Annotated in this window: 16 protein-coding genes and 2 pseudogenes; 6 read left to right on the top strand and 12 right to left on the bottom strand. The window is 38.0% G+C overall.

From position 1 onward, the window contains the following. The first annotated feature begins 288 nt into the window (after window positions 1-288). Window positions 289-696, top strand: a complete 408-nt coding sequence (locus ACQKFG_RS22135) for a DoxX family protein (protein ID WP_192204184.1) — start codon at window positions 289-291, stop codon at window positions 694-696. Window positions 697-801: 105 nt separating this feature from the next. On the opposite strand, the gene ACQKFG_RS22130 is transcribed toward ACQKFG_RS22135, so the two are convergent. From ACQKFG_RS22130 to ACQKFG_RS22115, 4 genes are all read right to left on the bottom strand, one after another. Further along, entirely contained in the window at window positions 802-1437 is a 636-nt protein-coding gene (locus ACQKFG_RS22130; protein WP_349729979.1) for a class D sortase, read from the bottom strand. Between the two features lies 1 nt (window position 1438). After that, a complete protein-coding gene (locus ACQKFG_RS22125; RefSeq protein ID WP_427562907.1) occupies window positions 1439-2848 on the bottom strand; it encodes a processed acidic surface protein in 1410 nt (469 codons plus the stop codon). A 533-nt stretch (window positions 2849-3381) separates the two neighbouring features. Next, the gene (locus ACQKFG_RS22120; RefSeq protein ID WP_427562904.1) at window positions 3382-4095 is read right to left on the bottom strand and encodes a GNAT family N-acetyltransferase; all 714 of its coding nucleotides are present in this window, start codon (window positions 4093-4095) and stop codon (window positions 3382-3384) included. 14 nt (window positions 4096-4109) lie between these two features. Next, window positions 4110-5219 carry a mandelate racemase/muconate lactonizing enzyme family protein gene (locus ACQKFG_RS22115; RefSeq protein WP_342615408.1) on the bottom strand — a complete coding sequence of 370 codons (1110 nt, stop codon included), beginning with the start codon at window positions 5217-5219 and terminating at the stop codon, window positions 4110-4112. A gap of 102 nt (window positions 5220-5321) precedes the next feature. Between ACQKFG_RS22115 and ACQKFG_RS22110 the strand changes: the two genes are divergently transcribed. Continuing rightward, window positions 5322-6581, top strand: a complete 1260-nt coding sequence (locus ACQKFG_RS22110; RefSeq protein ID WP_427562900.1) for a transcriptional regulator — start codon at window positions 5322-5324, stop codon at window positions 6579-6581. A gap of 93 nt (window positions 6582-6674) precedes the next feature. On the opposite strand, the gene nhaC is transcribed toward ACQKFG_RS22110, so the two are convergent. From nhaC to ACQKFG_RS22095, 3 genes and pseudogenes are all read right to left on the bottom strand, one after another. Next, the gene (gene nhaC, locus ACQKFG_RS22105) at window positions 6675-8096 is read right to left on the bottom strand and encodes a Na+/H+ antiporter NhaC (protein ID WP_427562897.1); all 1422 of its coding nucleotides are present in this window, start codon (window positions 8094-8096) and stop codon (window positions 6675-6677) included. Between the two features lie 490 nt (window positions 8097-8586). Beyond that, a pseudogene (locus ACQKFG_RS22100) lies at window positions 8587-9041 on the bottom strand (molybdopterin-dependent oxidoreductase). A 507-nt stretch (window positions 9042-9548) separates the two neighbouring features. Then, entirely contained in the window at window positions 9549-9773 is a 225-nt protein-coding gene (locus ACQKFG_RS22095) for a hypothetical protein (RefSeq protein WP_427562894.1), read from the bottom strand. Window positions 9774-10074: 301 nt separating this feature from the next. On the opposite strand from ACQKFG_RS22095, the gene ACQKFG_RS22090 reads away from it, so the two are divergent. Continuing rightward, window positions 10075-10545: a hypothetical protein gene (locus ACQKFG_RS22090; protein WP_349729997.1), complete on the top strand. Its 471-nt coding sequence runs from the start codon at window positions 10075-10077 to the stop codon at window positions 10543-10545. A gap of 181 nt (window positions 10546-10726) precedes the next feature. Further along, complete coding sequence (locus ACQKFG_RS22085; RefSeq protein WP_349729998.1) at window positions 10727-11179, top strand: hypothetical protein; 453 nt, start codon at window positions 10727-10729, stop codon at window positions 11177-11179. 350 nt (window positions 11180-11529) lie between these two features. Here ACQKFG_RS22085 and ACQKFG_RS22080 read toward each other — a convergent pair whose 3' ends face one another. From ACQKFG_RS22080 to ACQKFG_RS22065, 4 genes are all read right to left on the bottom strand, one after another. Further along, window positions 11530-11844 carry an MTH1187 family thiamine-binding protein gene (locus tag ACQKFG_RS22080; protein WP_192204175.1) on the bottom strand — a complete coding sequence of 105 codons (315 nt, stop codon included), beginning with the start codon at window positions 11842-11844 and terminating at the stop codon, window positions 11530-11532. A 367-nt stretch (window positions 11845-12211) separates the two neighbouring features. Continuing rightward, window positions 12212-13366: an MFS transporter gene (locus ACQKFG_RS22075; protein WP_427562888.1), complete on the bottom strand. Its 1155-nt coding sequence runs from the start codon at window positions 13364-13366 to the stop codon at window positions 12212-12214. Between the two features lie 386 nt (window positions 13367-13752). Continuing rightward, on the bottom strand, window positions 13753-14130 hold the full coding sequence (locus ACQKFG_RS22070) for an FAS1-like dehydratase domain-containing protein (RefSeq protein ID WP_427562885.1): 378 nt from the start codon (window positions 14128-14130) through the stop codon (window positions 13753-13755). Between the two features lie 448 nt (window positions 14131-14578). After that, window positions 14579-15955: a PLP-dependent aminotransferase family protein gene (locus ACQKFG_RS22065; protein WP_427562882.1), complete on the bottom strand. Its 1377-nt coding sequence runs from the start codon at window positions 15953-15955 to the stop codon at window positions 14579-14581. A 158-nt stretch (window positions 15956-16113) separates the two neighbouring features. On the opposite strand from ACQKFG_RS22065, the gene ACQKFG_RS22060 reads away from it, so the two are divergent. Both ACQKFG_RS22060 and ACQKFG_RS22055 read left to right on the top strand, forming a co-directional pair. Continuing rightward, complete coding sequence (locus ACQKFG_RS22060; protein WP_427562879.1) at window positions 16114-17016, top strand: DMT family transporter; 903 nt, start codon at window positions 16114-16116, stop codon at window positions 17014-17016. A gap of 102 nt (window positions 17017-17118) precedes the next feature. Further along, window positions 17119-17247 (top strand): annotated as a pseudogene (locus ACQKFG_RS22055) (FMN-binding negative transcriptional regulator); the annotation flags it as partial. Between the two features lie 173 nt (window positions 17248-17420). Here the strand turns inward: ACQKFG_RS22055 and acnA are convergent. Then, window positions 17421-20057 carry an aconitate hydratase AcnA gene (acnA, locus tag ACQKFG_RS22050; RefSeq protein ID WP_427562876.1) on the bottom strand — a complete coding sequence of 879 codons (2637 nt, stop codon included), beginning with the start codon at window positions 20055-20057 and terminating at the stop codon, window positions 17421-17423. Between the last annotated feature and the right edge of the window lie 8 nt (window positions 20058-20065).

The raw sequence follows: 20065 nt of genomic DNA, 5'->3' as shown, positions 1-20065 counted from the left end.
TCTAAAACATAAGAAGGGATATAATTTCTTCCATTCTTCAACAGACGAATAAGAAGTACCACCACTGCTATTGGCATTGGAAATGGAGCGGATTTCTGAAATCAACTGAATATTATTTTAGAAAACACTGCAGGCAAACTCGTTTTTCTTCGGGTTTGCCTACAGTTGTGGCGTGATGCTTATTAAAGAATCGCGTTACGACATTGAGGTTCAATAATATAGGATGTATTAAAAAAAGGAAATTGGAATATGATTAAACTGTCAACTTAAGGGAGGGAATGAGTATAAATGAAAAAAATAAAAATTATATATTGGATTTTCACAGGACTTTTAGTGGCACTAATGGTTTTGGGTTCTATTCCGGATATAATGTCTGTTCCCGATGCAGTCGCTTTATTTAATCATTTAGGCTATCCTACCTACCTCCTGCCCTTTATTGGTATAGCCAAATTATTAGGTGTCGTGGCAATACTCATTCCAGGTTTTCCGAGAATTAAGGAATGGGCTTATGCCGGTTTTGTATTTGATTTGACGGGTGCTATGTATTCAAGCATATCAGTGGGCGACCCTGCCAGTGGATGGCTGCTTTTCATCATCGGATATATATTGATAGCCGGCTCTTATATTTACCATCATAAAATATTAAAATCCGTTTCATCTGGTACTTTGAGCAATAAAGATAGCTTAACAATATAATAAATTGGCTACAAACTCGTCTCATATGAAGAATTGGAAATTAAAAGAGTCCCGATAAGGTTTACCTTATCGGAACTCTTTTTTTAGAACATAAAAAGTTGCTTATTAACTTACTTTTTTTGAAGACAAATAAGCGACAAGTATATAGCGTTCAGGTGCCGCCCCGATATAATCAAAGGGATAACAGGTACTGACGGTTAGCGTTGCCCGTGGCTTTGGTACGATTACGGTTCGGTCATCCTCATCCACAATTCGAACTTTGTTGACTTTGTATGTGAACTCTCCTGCCGATGTTCTTACAATCAACAAATCTCCTTCGCCAACTTGCCCGAGTTTACGGAATACCGTATCTCTATGGCCGGAAAGAACGGAATTGTCATTTTCACCTGGTAGTACACTTCCTGCAAAGTGACCAACGCCTTTTTCCAATTCATCCTCGTTTGTGCCATGAAAAATAGGGAGTTTGGCTTTTAGTTTGGGTATATACAGTTCCCCGATTTCTTCACCCGTTTCAGGGCGGACAGGATATAGCTCTTTCTTTGTTGTTTTTTTACTTATTGGCTCACTGCTGGGTGGTTTCTGTACAGTTTCATTCACTTGGCTACTTGGAGTATGAGTCTTGTAAAGAAAGTAACCTTTTGCAAACTTATACATATTGGATGTGGAAAACCAAACCCCTAATAAAATGATGGCAATTGTACAAGAAAGCAGAAGCAACCGCCTTTTCTTTAATTGTTTCATATTAAGCTTTCCTGATTTTTCGATACATCAAGCTCCCGAACAAGACAATGCATAGTCCTAAAAGGGCATTAGGGATATAATCTGAAGCGGTATTTGGTAGTTTAGCACCTTTTACAGTTTGATGTTCCGATTTAGCATTAGTGCTGATTTTTTGTTTTACTGGTTTAGCAACTGGTGCCTTTTCAATGGTCTTTTGTACCTCTTTAGCAGATTCCTTTATTTGTCCGCCTGCATTAGTAATAGTGTCAGAGTCTACCATATCACCTGTTATTAAAAGATCAGCCAAGAACTTTCCGTCAATAGAGTATATCGATATTTTCAGGTTAGCACCTTTCAGTTCTTCCAGTTTCATTAAATCCAAAAGGGATACAGGTGATTCCGAGCCACTTTTCACAAGGGAATAGGATACCTTAAGCTTAAAGATGGAAAGTAATTCTTCATAGATTGATGCCATTTCAGCTATCTGTTCAGCTGTAAGCTCGGTTGCTACATCAAATTCCTCGAAAGCCATCATGCGGTTGCCCAATTTTTCAAGTTGCTTGACTGTTTCCGGATTGGAAAGATGCTCTTCCAGAGACATTAAGTGGTCTTCAAGCCGTTGTAGTTCCTCTTCCGTTAAACCGAGTTCTTCCTCGAAAATAGGAAGGAGATCTTCGGCAACTTCACCATCTATCCCCCCACCAGTAAGGTTCCAAACAGTTTCTTCAAGATCATCTATGTAAATATAATCGTTAATATTTTCACCATTTTCTTCCAACAATTGAAGCAACGCTTGTTTATCCAATCCATAATTCTTATTAAAATAATCTAAGTTGCTTAGGTCTGCCTTTATGACGTCACCTAAGAATTCGCTAAGCTCTTCGACAGATTCGAATTCTTCCGTGCTAAAATCATAGAGTTCCAATGCCGCTTCGATATCTTCTTTTGTTACTTCGAAGCCTCTTACCTTGCTAACCTTTGCTAAATAATTGACAAATTCTTTGTCAAAGTTTGGATCTCGTTCAAAATCGCCCTCTTCTGCATAGAAATAAACAGCTTCATCGAGATCCCAGATAAAGATATAATCGTCTAGTTCTTCGCCATTTTCATGCAATAGTTTATTTAGACTCTCATTAGTTAAATTATAATCTTCATAAATGGCATCTAAATTACTTAAATCTGCTTTAATAACTTCGCCCAAGGCATCTTTAAGATCATCAATGGATTCAAAGTTTTCAATACTCTCATCGTAAAAAGAAAGAGACGTTTCAATATCATCCTTCGTCACTTCAAAACCCCTGACAAGGCTTACCTCTTTTAAATACTTTGTGAGTTCTTGCTCAAAATTTTTCTTTGGTGCTGCCCATGCTAATTGCGGGAATAAGCTAATTAACAAAGTAAATGAAACTAAAATGGTCCACAGTTTTTTCATACTTTTCTCCTATTCATAACATTTCATATGTTTCTAACAAATTATAATTCAATAACAATAATTAAACAATGAAGTTATTTTTTCCAGTATGGGAAATTTCTACTTTGATTACTTTGTAACAAGCTTTTTAACCGCATATACATCTTTTTCTGCTAACAATGACGTATTTCTTCCTATTAATATACCAATTACAAAAAGAGGGGATTAAATCCCCTCTCTTCTGTACCTCCAGATAATAGAATTATTAATATCGTATGCCCAATAAATTTTATTAAAGCATGATAATCCTAAAATTTTCATAACAATTAAATTACATACTTTCAGCATATGGGCCTTCCCCCTAGGGGGTACATCCATTACAGGCATAAAACGCAAACCTTTACGTTTCATGGGTTTGCTGAAAGCGTTAACCTATTAATTTTCATTGCTTCTTTCAGCAATCATAATTTCAACATCTATCTCCATCAGCATTTCCGGCATGGCAAAACCACTTACGATCATGCCAGTACTGCAAGGATAAACATCTTTAAAATTTAAATCGTATGCCTACTACCATAAAAGACTAACTGTTTTCCTTCCTGTTCTTCCATTTTAAATCCACGCCAACCATTTGCGATAATTCCTTGCTGGGATGCTATATCATTCATCTCAATGATCTGGATTTCCTGCCATGGAGATGCGTCCACTTCAGACAATTCCTTGACAAATATATAACGCAATTGCCCGCCATATTTCTCTTTTAACGCCACAATTTCCATTCCTTGGGCAAATTTATCTTTTAAACTGGGAATGTTAAAAGGCGCAACTGTACAGCATACATATCGGTAAGGCGACTCCTGCTTGTTCAACTCCTTCATGATCAACGTTGCAAGTGTTTGTTGCAGTTTGTTTCCCCTGTATGCAGGCAGTACGTTTGAAATTTCCTGATAAATCACTTCCGACAGCTCGTATTCCATCATTCCAAAATCTCCCCCTAGATGTTCCTCATCAATAGGCGGAGCCAGCAACGCCCGGAATGCAATGAGTTCCTCACCAACGAACGCTCCAATCATGAGCCCATTTCCTTCTAGAATATATTGAAACTCTTCCTTAGTAAGCGGTTGAAGTACACCTTTATCGGTCAAATGGTGAACGACCTGTTCTTGAACTTGTAAAATATCGGTTAAATCCTCCAACACTAATTTTCTGACCTCATAGCGTTTATGATTTTTATCCTTACTGATGGTACCCTCATAAATCAATTCCAAAGTTGCTCCCCCTTTTATTGGATGACATCCTGAAAAACTGTTAATTCAACTAGCGTTTCTTCATTTATCTCTACACCTAATCCTGGTTTTTCATTCAACCTAATATATGGGACATCATAATAAAGATTCCCTACATCCTTGGAGAATTTCAATGGACCAGTGAGTTCCACGCTTGTGATCACCTTTTTTGAAAATGCAACATGGAAGCCAGCTGCAGAACCAATGGATGATTCTACCATTGAGCCAATCTGACATTCTAACCCAGCAAGCTCTGCTTGGTGGGCTAGCTTTATTGCCGGATATATACCACCGCATTTCATCAGTTTAATATTCAATTTATCAGCTGCTCGTTTCTGGATAATTTCGCGCATTTCCCGTGTACCCTTCAATCCCTCATCAATCATCAGCGGAATCGTAGACTTCGATTTTATTTCAACCATCCCATCGATGTCATCGGCAGCTACCGGTTGTTCAAGCCAATCAAGCTGGCATTCAAGCAATTGATCAATCGCTACAAGAGTTACCGCACTGTTCCGCCATCCTTGATTAACATCTGCACGTATAGCGATACTATCACCTACACGGTCGCGGACAGCTTGTATGCGTGCCACATCTTCACTGACATTGGTGCCAACCTTCATTTTAAATGACTGATAGCCCTGCTCGACCATAACTGCCGCTTCTTCGGCCATTTTTTCAGGAGGAGCTATACTTAAGACATGGGTAATTGGAAACTCATCATGATAACGTCCCCCGATTAGCTGGTAGACTGGCTGCCCCAGCTTCTTTCCCATGATATCAAAGCAAGCAATGTCAATGGCCGCCTTAGCTGTAGGAGCTCCATAAATCGCTTTGTCCATCAAATCATGAAGCCTTTCGATTTCAAATGGATTCTTGCCTAACAGTATGGGTCCCAACGTATTTTTCAACACCTGGTAGGTCCCTTCCAGAATCTCACCAGTCACATGTTCGTCTGCCACACCTTCCCCGTACCCAACAAATCCTTCATCCGTCTCAATTTTGACAATGATCGATGGCATAAATTCGTAAGTATGGTAACTAACCACAAAGGGCTCTTTAAGAGGCAGATGGATTGCATATAGGTGGATCGCTGTAATTTTCATTTCTATTACTCCCTTTCGATTCACAAGATTGTACGAGTTTGATATAGTTGTCGTTAATAATCCGTTATTTAATACATTAGCTGTTTCACTTGGAGGTTAACAATGAATACAAGAATTGCTGTCATTGGTTCCACTGAATTTATCGAAAGAATTGAATCCATCACATCCGAAATTGCTGGAATTGATTTCGACGCCTATGTATATGAGAAACCTACTGAGGCAGGTATCCTTGTTAAGAAACTCAAGCCGTGTGATGCTGTATTGTTCTCCGGGGCGTTGCCATACTACTTTTCAAAAAAATATCATGAGCACCTTCCGATTCCTTCTTTTTATTTAGAACAAGATGAAATGTCGGTCGCTTCTTCCATACTATCCGTGCTTTATCATAAAAAAATCTCTCCACATCGAATTTCCATCGATGTTAGTAACGCCTTGATCGTAAAAAACGTATTAACTGACCTCGAAATCGAGATGGACCCGAGTTATATCATGGATTATCAGGAGATGCTGAATGACTCATTTGATATTTCACTGATCACTTCTTACCATCATGAACTTTGGAAGAAGGGTTTCATTGATCTTGCATTAACAAGCATCCATTCTGTATTTGATCAACTGCAACTTATTGGGGTACCTGCCATGCGCATGGTTGATCCTCGAAGCTCCATCTTTAATGCGCTGCAGGATATTAAAGCCAATACAGAACTAATTAAAAGCAGATCTTCACAGATTGCCGTTTGCTATGTCATATCGGATGAAGTGAACGCTCATGAACTGGTAGATGGTTTAGCACATGAAATACAAGCCTCGGTCCAGCTTCTTGAAGACTTCCACTTCATCCTGTACAGCACTCGTGGTGAAATCGAATCGTTAATAAAGAAAAACGGCCTGAATTATTTTTTTGACAAATTCAAGAAGAAGAGTAAAGTTGGTTTCGGATATGGTTCAACCATTATGGATGCCGATCGTCATGCAAAGATTGCCCTCGGATTTGCTGAAAAACATAGTGAGTACAAATGCGGATACATTCTCACGGAAGACAAAGATTTGCTTGGACCGTTTCCACAGCAAACAAAACAGCAACGCTTGAAAAACGATCATCCCGAACTACTTCAGGTTGCCAAACAGACAAAATTGAGTCCTGCAAACATATCTAAAATCATCCAGTTCAGTCATTCCCGCCAATCCGTCCAATTCACGGCTGCTGAACTAGAGGATTATTTACAGGTGACCCGCCGTACTACAGAAAGAATTTTAAAAAAGCTATCCGATCATGGGCATGTCACCATCGTCGGCGAAGAAATGACCTATTCGAAGGGACGGCCCAGAGCTGTTTATGAACTTAATTTGCCAGTATACTAGATTTAAATGTAAAGAAAGGTTCTTTTGGAAGGAACCTTTCTTCGCTAAGGTCTCTTGCTTTATTGCAGGTCATATTTAAATTTGGCAAGTTTTTCATATATGTAAAGTTGCTTCCTCTTCTTTCTTGATATTCTGAATTTCGGCTTCTGTCAATTTCGTAATGGTAAAGCCAGTCATCGCATAAATGATAGAAATAACTGGGATGATAAAATTCAGAATCGCATATGGTGCATAATCGAATGCATGCACACCAAGTGTTGCAAGGATAAATACTCCGCAAGTATTCCAAGGAACAAATACTGAAGTCAATGTTCCTCCATCCTCAAGTGCACGGGAAAGGTTCTTCGAGTGAAGTCCTTTATCTCGGTAAGCTTTTACATACATACGTGAAGGAATGACGATGGAAATATATTGTTCTGAGCATGTTACATTCGTCGCAAAACATGATAAAACTGTTGACGCAACGACGCTTCTCGATGTTTTTGCGAATCTTAATATTTGCTTTACGATTGCTTGAAGCATGCCTGTGTTTTCAAGGATTCCACCAAATGTCATTGCAACAATCGTCATGGACACGGTGTACATCATTGAATCCAATCCGCCGCCGTTAAACAGCTTGTCGACCATATTATTGCCCGTATCAATCACGAAGCCGCTTTGCAATGCTGCTATTGCATCAGCCATGTTGCCTCCTTGAATGAAAATTTGTGATAAGAAGCCGAGCAGCACCCCTATAATCAACGCCGGAATGGCTGGAACTTTTTTAGCAACTAAAATAATGACGATTAACGGAATGATCAATAGAAACGGAGAAATGACAAAGCTATCCTGCAATACACGCATCGTTTGTTCAATATTCTCAGTATTCATATCTCCTTTACCAAAATCCTTCCCAAGAATGGCGTATATAACCAAGGCAATGATAAATCCTGGAATCGTCGTGTAAAGCATATGGCGAATATGTACGAATAAATCTGTCCCTGTAAGGCCGGATGCAAGATTGGTCGTATCTGAAAGCGGTGACATTTTGTCACCAAAATATGAGCCTGAAATAATAGCCCCCGCAATCATTGGTGCTGGTATTCCCATACTTAGACCAATCCCCATCCCAGCAACACCGATTGTCCCCATCGTTGACCAAGAACTGCCGATTGCCAATGATACCACTGCACAAATAACGGAGATGCTAACAAGAAAAAATGAAGGAGTGAGGATTTTAAGACCATAATATATCATGGTGGCAACAATTCCTCCGCCCATCCAAGCCCCGATTGTCATCCCTACTAGAATAATGATGACGACTGCTGGCAGGGCGAGACGTATTCCCTTGTACATAGACTCTTCTATTTCGTTCCACTTATAACCTGAACTCCAAGCAACAATAGCCGCAGCTGATGTGCCTACAATAAGTGGAATATGCGGACCCTGTTCCAGCCAGACCACCGTAATTGCCATCATTACGATCATGACGAAGAGCGGTATTATTGCAACACCGAATGACATTTCTTTTTTCATAAAGCATCCCCTTTGTGATTAATTTTGATGACTATTTAAAAACGAATGACACGTCGCTAAATAGTCGTTAATAGAATTATCATAATATTTCTACGAATAACCGTCAATTAATATTTTGAAAGTTAGCTCTCTTTAACAAAGCATTAGAAATCCATTACAGTTACTAAAAAAACTACAGTAACAACTGTGGTCCAAGACTTTCCCTTGACTAAAAGAAAAAACACCAAATGGCAACCACCCATCCCAACCTAAATAAGATGCATTTCCTTTTTCAGTACTTTTTTGGCCATGCCAAATAACCCTCCATAACTCTTTTGGAAGGGTCTTTCTCTGAATCACAAAACCGTTATTTGGCTAAATCCCAGAACGACTTTTCTCATTTTATTTCACGGATATCCAATGAAGGATTTTATTTATACAGGAAACGAGCAACTCTTTGGCCGACGTTTACTTTTAATTATTCTTTTCCTTAAATTAAATTCAAAGACCACTACGGAACTATTAACCTCAGTGGATAACCATTATTAAATGGAATTCGCCGATTATTATACTCATATGCAATAATGGTATCCGGATGCAGTGCTTTCTCGACAGGCAAACTCCTGGTGTAGGTGTAAGCCTCATCTAGATGGGTCCTATTTCCATAATCATAACCCTCCACGACAACTTCTTTTACCCTAGTCCTAATGGTACATCTTTCCACCTACCTTGGCTAATAGCTCCCTTTCCCCATTGTTCTCCAAATATTTTAGTCTCGAATAGATTACGCTTGTTTCCCGAGCATTCAAGGACAACTTCCAGCGTTTTAGATGGGTATTGAAGAATGTCTTGCATGGACAGGAATAAAAGAGCGGATACTAAATCATTTATAGGTAGCCAATAGTTTGAATAAGAAAGAGGCGGATAAGAAAAGTGGTTCCTTCTATAAAATAAATGGTTTTCCATACTATCATTATTGATGAATTGAATCGGTGTCTCCTGATTTTCCGGCAGCAAAATACGAGTCAATAAATAGGGTTTCACTTTATGAGGATTTGTCATAATTCCCCCCTGATGAAAATGAATCATTTAGATGTATACGTTTGTTACAGCTTAATTAGGTTATTGATTTATTTTGAGCTTCACTTTACCTGCTTCTTATCAGCAGAATCCCACGCATTCTTTGGAATTTATAGAGCCGTCTCAGCAGCTTTTCCAAAGTCCGAATCAAAGTGAGCCAGGGTAGTAAATCAATTACGTCGACACCAGGACAGCATTATGTAGGTTATTAACAAAAGCCAGCTATCGAAAAAGTTATTGTAAGTTTACTATCTCAAGATAAGGACTTACAATACGAAGCCTACAATCCTACCACAAATGAATAAAAAGGAGAATACATATCGGGCGTTTATAATATCATTCTCCTTTTACTTCTTGTTAAACAACACTCCATTTTGTGGAATGAATTAGTCTTTAGTTTATTAATCCAATTGCATTTTTTAGAACCTTCGGTGCCTTTTTAATTCCTTCTGTTCCAATAAAACTGCTCGCACTCGCTATTAATAAGCTTGAAGAAATGAATTTGACCACATAAAAAATTCCTGATCCAATAATTAGATCTAGGATTAAAAACCTTTTAATTGTTGAGCCTTTTACTACATAAATAACGATTTGGTTGTTTTTCTTCTTACTCAGCATTGTCACACCCTTATCTTTTTCTAAAGGGTATGACAATGATGGGTTGTCATATTCTTTGGATCATGACTTTCTTATTTAATAAAACTGCTTTCTGTTAGTATCGGGCATAACAAGCTTCTTAAAAGTGAACAAAACTACTCCACTCCAGTTAATAAAAAAGAGCAATAGTATAAATTTGAATTATCCGGTTTTTTTATGTTTCGAAGGATGTAATGAATATGGAAAGGGGATTTTAATAATGATGGTTTTTACGTAGACCCTGCTCTATAATTAGTCTGATAATCTACAAAAGGAGACAACTATGTTTATTTGGAATATTAACAAACTCGTAATAGCTTTACAGGAAGGAACAATAACTGGCAAACAAAAGAAAGGATACAGTATAACTTTTTGGGTACTGGTTACTTTTACAGTGTTTTCACTGCCTGGAGTTTATAACCCTTCATCTAGGAATGTATATGATGTTACTGATCTAATTTTATTTATTATTATCAATGTGATTGCAATCTATCTTTTAGTCGGTATTTATAAGAAGAGAAGTAGGAAGGAATTAGATTTCTTCTTGCCCTTTTTTGGCTTAATGATTCCACTATTTATACGTAACAGCTTATGGACCATACTTTTAACTATCCTTGGCTCTATTTATATTGTCTTATTTGCCCCTTATCATTCACTTGAGGAAACTAATATTATCGATGTAAGCATTAATGCTATAGTCGAAATTATCATGAACATTATGTTTGTTCATTACTTTAAGAAGATATATAACTAGGAAGCACCTATTTTGGTGCTTTTTAATTTGCCTTCACCATTTCACTTCCTCCTACCAGCTCCATCCATATTAATTAAACGAGAATCAAAAATGAAAAATTTTTGCCCTCTTAACACGTTCTTGGTACTAATCTCTTTTTCTCCTAATAAAATTAATAAACTAACTTTTTAGGAGGGGTATAATGTTTAATCAAAAACTGGAAAGTAATAGTCCACTTATTTATAAAATTAATGACGTCACTTACCAAAAGTACAATCTATATAAGAAACCATACAATCGGGATGTATTCGTCATAAAAGATTATGGTGAAGACCGCGGTATTACCAATAAAAGTATTGAGTTATTCGAAGCAGTTAAAGATCATTTTGACCGTTTTAAAATTGCAAAAATTGTTAAAGAAATGAATAAAGACAATCTTTTGCTCGATAGTGATCTCATCCTTATAGACAAAAAAGGAAATGAGCTACACCTATCCGGTTGTAGTTGCGGGTATGCTGGCACTGGTGCGAACGGAACTGTTGAAATTTTGAACAAGGCTGGATTCGAGATAGATAGAAGGTTTGTTTTTTGTTCAAAAGGATTCACTCTTTTTCATCCGAATGAAGAAAAAGAACTTTATGGCGAACGTTTATAAATTATCTAGACAACTGTTAATATCTTTTTTGGAACCTTATTTTTATCACGACCTAATCACCTATGCAAAATATAGTATGCAAATGTATGAAATCTCCCTTTCAAATAAAAAAAGCCTTGGGAACTGAGAAATCAGTAATACCAAGGCTTCAAAGCCACCAATAAATTTACATTAATTGAAAATCACACAAAACTAGGGAAGAATCTCAGAAGAACAGAACTATTTCTCCGAAAAAACACAATATATCTGCGAAATTCAAGATATATCTCCGACGGCACTATATCGACGAAAATCGAGGTGTTTGTATAATTGAACTATTTTCTTGACCTTATGCCATTTTATACATTTCACTATTCCTCAAGCATGCCCTTCACTCGCTTTACTTTGTCTTCCATTTTGCGTTCTTTATCACGACGGTCATCGATTCGGATATTCGTACAAACTCTAGCAAGACCTTTTTCAAAAGGTACTTCGTGCATCGCTTGGATCACTTCAAACAACTTAGGCAGGTCGCCTTCAATGATTGTATTCATGGGAGTCAGTTGAAAACGGATTTCTCCCTTTTCTTCATATTGCTTTAATACTCTTTGAATATCTGCCACATAACTGCTGACACTTGGAGTTTGTGTACCAACAGGAATAACCGTTACATCAACTATTGCCATTCTTATTCACCAATCCTTTTTATGTTTTATCAAGAAGCTTACATCATCCATCTTATATAGACGGATGTTTTTAACTATTATAACTTAAACTTCGCACCTGGGAAATTTGATATGAGCTTTGAAGCTGAGATTCGTAAATCAAAGCACTTCTGCTGGCAAGAAAATTACTGTAGAATCGGTCAAAAAAGAATCGTTGATTTTTAACACTTGTCCTGCTGACTAGGTCATTAGCTGCCTTTTTAATACATCCCTTATATGCTTACGAGTGGAACTAGATGCATCCCAGTTAGCCTTATTGAAATTATAATTCCAGCAAACAAATCCACCTCTATTAAAATAGAGGTGGATTTGTTTTAGATCGATTTATTTATGCCTTACTTTTATTTATATAATCCTTATAGACTAAAACTGCAACAACAATAAAACTTAGACTAACAAACCTGAAGATCATCTCTAAACTAATCCATTCAGCTAAAATGCCTAATACAAATGCGCTAATTCCAACACCAACGTCAAAGCTGGAAAAAAAGGTTGCGTTGGCTGCACCCCTTTTTTCTTCTCTTACTTTTTGAACAGTCCACGTTTGTAAACATGGCATAACAGTGCCATAACCTGCCCCAAATAAAATCGCCGCAATGATAAGTTGAATATCATTTGTCGTATAAGACAGGATAAAAAGTGACAAAAATCCTAACATAGCTGAGATAATGATAATAGACCAAGGTCCTTTTTTGTCATACCATTTTCCTGTAAACGGCCGTAGTAAAGTTGATACAGTTGCATTGATAAGGAAGAATAGAAAAATATGATTTACTCCCTTTTGTTTACCAAAAAGAACCAAGAATGTAATGATAGCCCCAAAACCTAGTGTTGTAATAACGGTAAGTAATGCTGGGAACCATACGTCTTTTTCAAAAATCATATCCAAAAAGCGAAATGGTTTCTTCTTACGCTTTACATTAGTAGGTGAATATACAAATTGAAGCGCAATTACCGCCAATAAGCTCAGTACTGCTGATGACCATATCAAAATATCGAAGGAAAAAGAGTCATAGATAAGGATACCTATACTCGGTGCAACGATAGCCCCGACCGTTGTGGATATAGAAAAATAACCTATCCCTTCTCCTAAGCGTGTCTTAGGAATCAAATCCACTACTATTGTGCTATTAGCTGTGGTTGATCCCCCCCAAGCAGCACCATGGAAAAGCCGTAACAATAGAATAAGCCATATAATATTAAGATACGGATATAGTATTGTAATGATCATTAAAGCTGCACTTGCACAAGTGGCCAGACTTTTCCTCTGGTTATCAATTAAATAGTAACCTACAAAAGGCCTGATTAAAACAGCACCTATCGTAAATAATGATGTGACTAGACCTACCTGAATGGAAGATGCATTCATGCTTAACAAATAGGCAGGCAAAATAGGCAGCAACATTTCAAACCCAATAAAAACTAAAAAGTTGCTTATAAATAAAAAAAGAAATGATATATTAAAGAATCTTTGATTTTTCATATAATTATTCCTCGCTTCTAAATTATTTTTCTAAGTTAGAAGCGTTTGGAACACCGAAACATTTTTCAATTGTCTAAGGTTTTTAGTCAATTGACTCACCCTCTCTAAACCCCTTAAAAAATTTATCAAACAATCATATCAGAACCTCTCCATATAAACAAGCTAATTTTTAAACAGCTTTATTTATATGACTTTGTTATCATTCTACAGGATTAACATCACAGTCTTTATCATTGTGTATTTATTCCAATGAAAAAACATCCTCGACAGGATGCTTTAAAATTACTAAAACTCATTAAAAGCCACAAGCACCCTCGTAACGAATGATCTTTTCTTTCCGCTATCGGCGGGTTAGAGGCTATAGAAGCAGTTCTATATATATTAGTTTATAATATTACTCCCGCAAAGCTTCCTCTTAATACATGTTCCGCATTCTGATTTGTGCATAGGAAAGTTGCCAAAATAGATATTCTACCATTATCTTTCTTTTCAAATTTTTCGATCGTTACTTCACATACTATTGTATCTCCTGTAAAAACTGGTTTAATGAACTCAAAATTCATAGTACGAGCCAGTACATTGTTTTCTCCACCAACTTTTGTTGGTAAACAAGCAGTCAACAACCCTTGAATAACAAGTCTTCCCTGTTCATCGGGAGTAATATGGTGATTCCCCTCATCCCATGATACTTTTGTGAACAATTCAACATCCTCTTTAGTGAAAGTCCGTTCAAATGTAATAATATCCCCTACGCTTAAAGACAACTTTATTCCCCCTTTTATTTTTATCCTAATTTAATCGTATAGAATTACACGATTGCCGTCATTATATTTCTTAAAGTTTTTCAGTTTAGATAGCCGTGATAATGTTAGTGTGGAATCATTTAAAATGCTGGAATATTTACCCCTTTTCATTTTAAATGTGACATATATGCAAACGCCGTTATTCCATATACGCTTTTAAAACAATACAACAGTAAATTAAATGATGTAATATTCATAAGGAATACCCCTTTCAAGTAACCCTTATATTTCATCTTAAAATCAATTGGTATATAGTATATTATTGCAGGATTATTAGGATAACTTCACAGAAAACATATCATGATGATTCAAATAGAACATTGCTCAATTTCCATACTCAACCGTTTTGATAAATGCTTGGAAATCCTTATAATCCTCAGATGCTGACCTCTATAAAAACTTACCCATACTATATGAGTAAGAAGTTATTTGGAGTAACATGTTTTTTTCTACTGTCAATTAAAGCAATACAGTGAGCCAATCGCTCTACCCCTAGTTTAATTTGACTCTCGTTCACTTGTGAGATGCACAATCGAACGAGATTTTCTTTTTTATATTCTGCTAAAAACATCCTTGATGCATCATCAACATATATATACTGCTCGCTTAGCATATGGACCACCTGTTTTGCTTTCACATTTTCGGGCAAACTGATGGAAAGATAGAATCCGGAAGTCGGTTTTGAAAAAGAAGTATTGGCCGGCAGAAATAATTGACATGCTTCTTGAAGGATTTGCATTTTAGTCTTATATAGCTCTTTAACTTTTTTGAGATGGCTATTAAACATACCGCTTTTTAAATAGATTTCCAGCGCACCTTGAGAAAGAGCTGAACTATTAAAATCCGAACTGAATTTATATCGTATGAAATTGTTAATCATTAATTCAGGAAGAACGACAGTACCAATCCTTAACCCAGGGAGAAAAATTTTCGAAAGGCTTTTAATATAGATCACTCTCCCAGAAGGATCAAAAGAAAATAATGGATCTGATTTTGGATTTGGATCAAGGTCTCCTAATATATCATCCTCCACTATATATACATCGTATTTTTCAGCTAACTCCACGATTTTTTTCTTTTCGCTATTCGTATAACAATGTCCTAGTGGATTGTGAAATCTCGGGATAATATAGAAAAATTTTATATCATTATTTCGAAAAATGTATTCCAGACGATCAAGATCAATCCCTTCCATTGATAATTCAATTCCAAAAGTAGTAGTTTGATGCAGATTGATTGACTCAATGAATCCGAAATAAGTAGGCTGTTCAATTAGAATATTGTTTTTCCCATTTGGAAATGGCATAGAAACCAATAAATTAAGTGCTTGCTGGGAGCCAGATACAACGACTAATCTTTCTGGTTGAGTGAAAACCTGTAAATTTTGCAGATATTTCACCAACTGTACTCGTAGTAAGTAAAGACCTTGTTGATCAGAGTATGTAAAAAGCTCTTCTTTATAATGTTCAATTGCTTGATTTATACAATGTTGAAATTCCACATAAGGCATAACATTTTTATCTGGACCGGCAGACAAAAAATCAATTACCTCATTTTCTTCCGGCGCTTTTTGGTATTCATTCACAACATAGTAGCCGCTTTTAGGAACAGAATAAATTAAATGCTCTTTTTCAAGTTCTACGTATGCTTTAATGACCGTATTTTTGCTACATGAAAAATACTCAGATAACTGACGAACAGAAGGCAGTTTACTGCCTGCAATTAGCGAACCATCTTCTAATCGAAGCTTAATGTCTTCGATTATCTTTATATATTTTGAATTCATTTAATGCCCCCCTCCAACTGTACCAGGACAGATAGGTAAAAAAATGGTTTATTTTTATTGAATGGAATCATAGTATGTTAATTATATCAAAACTGTTTATAAGATAAGTAAAAAAACGGTACAGATAGGTAGAAAGTATAAATGGGGGGCTAGAGAAGATGCGGGGAGTAACAAGAGAAAAATTCGGATTATTTTTGGGATTAGTGGGGGTCATTTGTTTTAGCTTAACACTCCCTTCTACAAGTATTGCAGTAGAATATTTTGGGACTACGATCGTTGGTTTAGGAAGAACAGTTGTAGCCGCTATTTTAGTAGCCGTTGTACTAATTGTTCGAAAGGAAAAGCTACCCTCTCTTCACCAATTCAAACGCCTACTGATTGTTGCTTTTGGTGCAGTTTTAGGATTTCCTCTCCTCACTTCTTGGGCAATGGAATCCTTACCTGTTTCTCATGGAGCTGTGGAATTAGCTCTGTTACCGTTAGCGACAGCCGGATTTGCTATATTTAGGGCAGGTGAATTCCCATCTCTCAAATTCTGGATTTCTAGTATGATCAGCTCTTTAGCGGTAATTATGTATGCCCTTCATCTTGGATTCGGCCAATTGCAATTTGCCGATTTAGCTTTACTGGCAGCAGTGATCATTCTGGGACTTAGTTACGCAGAAGGGGGAGAATTAGCGAAAGAATTAGGTAGCTGGCAAGTGATTGCATGGGCAATTATGATCGGTGCTCCATTTTTCATTATTCCAGTTGGGCTGAATCTGACAACTGAAATGCTTCATGCCCCAATACAAGCTTGGATTAGTTTTATTTATCTCGCAGTGGTTAGTCAATTTTTAGCATATGTTGCTTGGTATAGCGGAATGGCTTTGGGCGGGATAGCAAGAGTTAGTCAGATTCAATATTTACAACCATTTTTGATGATTCTATTTGCAACAGTATTTCTAGATGAATCCATTACAATTTTCACTCTTGTAACAGCAGTGATTGTTGTCTTTTCTGTTATATTAGGCAAAAATGCTCCCATATCAAAAAACGGAACTGTATCAGAGAAAAGCTAACTCAATGAAAGTTAGCTTATAGAAGACTAAATTTTATAGATGAGAAGAATATAGACTTAACTTGGAAAGACATCAAAAATCAAACCATGGCCTGCATTGTTTCTCGCTGGTATGAACAAAGGAGTTCAAGGATGCAAAATAAAAATCATCAACAAAATAGAAGCGAAAGCTAAGTTAAGTCAAAATCATCGATTGCAAAGACAAAAGTTAATCGTTAATCAACTGGAATAAATTTCAAATACGAACAAGCAACAGATTTCACTATTAATGAAATCAAATCTAAAAAAATAACATGAGTGTTACTGCACTAACGGGAGTGTTGATCACATAAGGATTAACACTCTTTTCCTTTTTGAAGGTTAAGCGCAGCGTTTGATTTTGGATTTTATGCCGTGCTAAACTTCTTATCTCTCTCCCCATTGGTCTAGTATACTTTGAAAAACACCCTTTTTTAAATAAAACTCAATCTCCATGCGGGTATCCAAACGCAATACTGTCTGGAACGAGGTCCTTGAGCCATCCGGTTTAATGGCTTCAACCTTCACATTTCGGAACGGACTGAGCGGCTCGTCCAACCCTATGATGGAATAGCTCTCTAGACCAGTCAGATTCATCGATTCATAGTTTTCGCCAGGCATAAATTGAAGAGGCACAATCCCCATCATGACCAAGTTACTGCGGTGAATTCGTTCAAAACTTTCCGCGATGACCGCTTTAACGCCGAGAAGGTAGGTCCCCTTAGCGGCCCAATCTCTTGCACTCCCCGTTCCATATTCTTTGCCGGCTAAGATAATCAGTGGCGTATTTTCCCGTTGATAGCTCATGGCTGCGGAATAGACATCCATTTCCTCCCCGCTCGGCACATGGAGAGTAAAACCGCCTGTCTTATCTATAAGTTTATTCTTTAGCCTTGGATGGGCGAAGGTTCCCCTGACAAGTACCTCATGATTTCCTCGGCGGGAACCGTAAGAATTGAAATTGGCGAGTCCGACGTCCTGCTCAACGAGATATTGTCCGGCGGTACTCTCATACGGAATGTGGCCGACAGGCGAAATATGGTCAGTAGTGATGGAATCACCTACCTTTAACAAGACTCTCGCTTTGTGAATATCTCCTGGTTGGTGTTCATCGATCTCCGCTTGGAAGAAGGGGGACGCTTTAAAGTAAGTCGATCGATCATCCCATCTAAAAATCGGATGATCATCATATTCTAGACTCTGCCATCTCTCGTCGCCTTCAAACACACCTTCATAGGCTTCTAGAAATAAATCGGATGAAATCGTAGAATCCACTAGGCTAGCAATTTCCTCGGAACTCGGCCAAATATCCTTCAAATAGACCTCTTTGCCCGATGCAGATCGGCCCAGCGGTTCGCACTCCAAATCAATATCCATGGTGCCTGCGATAGCAAAGGCAATGACTAAAGGAGGAGAGGCCAAATAGTTCGCTTTGACTAAGGCGTGAATGCGTCCTTCAAAATTACGATTTCCACTTAATACGGCAGCAACCGTCAAATCATGATCCTGAATCGCTTTTTCAACATCTTCATCCAGGTTACCGCTGTTGCCTACGCATACTGCACATCCGTATCCGGCATGATAAAAACCTAACTTTTCCAAATAAGGCAGCAATCCTGCTTTTTGCAAATACCCTGTAACTGCCTTCGACCCAGGTGCCAAACTCGTCTGGACGGTTTTAGGCACGGTTAAGCCATACTCCACGGCTTTCTTAGCCAGAAGTGCTGCGCCCAACATATTGACGGGATTTGATGTATTTGTACAGCTTGTTATGGCTGCAATCACGATGGAGCCATCTTTCAATGGTGTGCTGCGGGTATTCATTCCGTTAGCCTCGATAGGAGAAAGTGATTTGGGGAACGATTGTCTCACTGCACGAAGCGGCATTCTGTCTTGCGGACGTCTTGGACCCGAAACACTCGCTTCTACCTTCTGTAAATCAAACATTAAAAGGTCGGAATAACCTTTTCTATTCCCACTGGAATCGGATATATGGAACAGTCCTTGTTCTTTGCAATATCGCTCCACAAGATCGACTTCCTCATCCGATTTGCCCGTCATGCGCAAAAATTTTAACGTCTCTTCATCAACCGGAAAGAAGCCGCAAGTTGCCCCATATTCTGGCGCCATATTGGAGATGGTCGCCCGATCGGGGAGGGAAAGCCTCTTCAAGCTAGGTCCAAAGAATTCTACGAATTTACCCACGACATTGTGCTGTCGAAGGAGTTGGGTCATCGTTAAGGCAACATCCGTCGCTGTAACTCCCTCATTAAGTTGCCCAGTAATTTCGACACCTACCACTTCAGGCACTGACATACTAATAGGGATACCCAGCATGGCCGCTTCTGCTTCGATTCCTCCAACCCCCCACCCTAGTACTCCTAACGCATTCACCATCGTGGTATGGGAGTCCGTACCGATTACCATTTCGGGATGAGCAATACTCTCATGATCCTGTTTCGTTAACTGTACAACTCTGGTCAAGCATTCCAAATTGACTTGATGGATGATGCCATTGGCCGGCGGGATGACAGATAAGCCTGTAAATGATTGCTGCGCCCATTTTAAAAACTCGTACCTTTCCTGATTGCGTTCATATTCCATGTGAAGATTGTTTGAAAAAGCCGATGCCGATCCAAAATAATCGACTTGAACCGAATGATCGATAACCAAATCAACGGGAATAACAGGATTTACGTGACGTGGATCGATTCCTTCCTCCATCAATCGTTGACGAAGCGACACCAAGTCGACTAAGGCCGGAACACCCGATGCATCTTGCATAATGACTCGAGTGGGTACAACCGGGATTTCAACCGTTTCATTGGATCCTGTTCTTGAAACCAACTGAATTAAATCCTGTTCTGTAAGTCCAATCCTGCTTTGATTTCGCATGAGCGATTCAAGCAAAATCCTCGTCGTATATGGCAAATCAATCACATTCACAAGTCCACTTTGTCCCAACGACTGTAGACTGTTAATGCGAAATGATCCATAGTCAGTACTTAACATTTGCTGGTGCACTCGTAATT

Origin of the sequence: Peribacillus sp. NPDC076916 (assembly GCF_050269675.1) — a bacterium.
Lineage (GTDB): Bacteria > Bacillota > Bacilli > Bacillales > DSM-1321 > Peribacillus > Peribacillus aracenensis.
This window is presented reverse-complemented; position numbering and strand designations above follow the sequence as displayed.